This is a genomic window from Neptuniibacter sp. UBA6509, from assembly GCA_002435145.1.
Lineage (GTDB): Bacteria > Pseudomonadota > Gammaproteobacteria > Pseudomonadales > Balneatricaceae > Neptuniibacter.
This window is the reverse complement of record DJLT01000035.1, coordinates 2,822-3,531: the sequence shown is the minus strand read 5'-3', so window position 1 is coordinate 3,531 and position 710 is coordinate 2,822. Positions and strand designations below refer to the sequence as shown.

The 710-nt window shown below is 39.0% G+C and carries 1 protein-coding gene; it reads left to right on the top strand.

Features of this window, described 5'->3' with window-relative positions; all coding sequences use genetic code 11:
* Positions 1-655 (top strand): TolC family protein (locus tag B4K11_RS04680; protein ID WP_292959253.1); only part of this gene is annotated, 655 nt, incomplete at its 5' end.
* Between the last annotated feature and the right edge of the window lie 55 nt (positions 656-710).

Genomic DNA, 710 nt, shown 5'->3' with positions numbered 1-710 from the left:
CTCAAGAAATCTATTGGCTCAGGAGCTTTCGAATCACCCAGCCATACTTGCAATTGATATAAAACGCAAAGCTTCAGAAAAAGGAGTTGAGTTAGCCAAACAGCAATATGAGCCGCAATGGGGTGTTAATGCTAGTTATGCCTATCGCGACAATATGCCCTCTGGTGATAGCCGAGCTGATTTATTTTCTGTTGGGGTAACGTTTGATTTACCCTTGTTTACCGAGAACAGACAAGATAAGCAAGTTGCAGCTTCTATTGCAGATTCAGAGACTATTAAAACCGAGAAACTATTACTGACAAAGCAAATGATCAGTGTTTTAGAAAAAGAACTAAGACAGCTTAAACGCTTATCAGATAGACAATCTATCTATCAAGAACAACTCCTTAAACAAACTCATGACCAAGCAGAAGCGTCATTGACAGCCTACACAAATGATGATGGCGATTTTGCCGAAGTTGTTCGAGCAAGAATCGCAGAATTAAATGCCAGAATATCAGCCTTAAGAATTGATGTTGACGCACTTAAAACAGTTGCTCGTATCAACTATTTCTTTGCGCATTCTCAATCTAACTCAAATGCTGAACATAAGTCGATGCAAACTTCACACAAAACTAATCAGCACTTATCCAGTCAGCAATTTGGAGAAAAATAATGTCAACGAATACAAAAACAATTATTGCCATCATCATTGGGGCAGCACTTGGTGC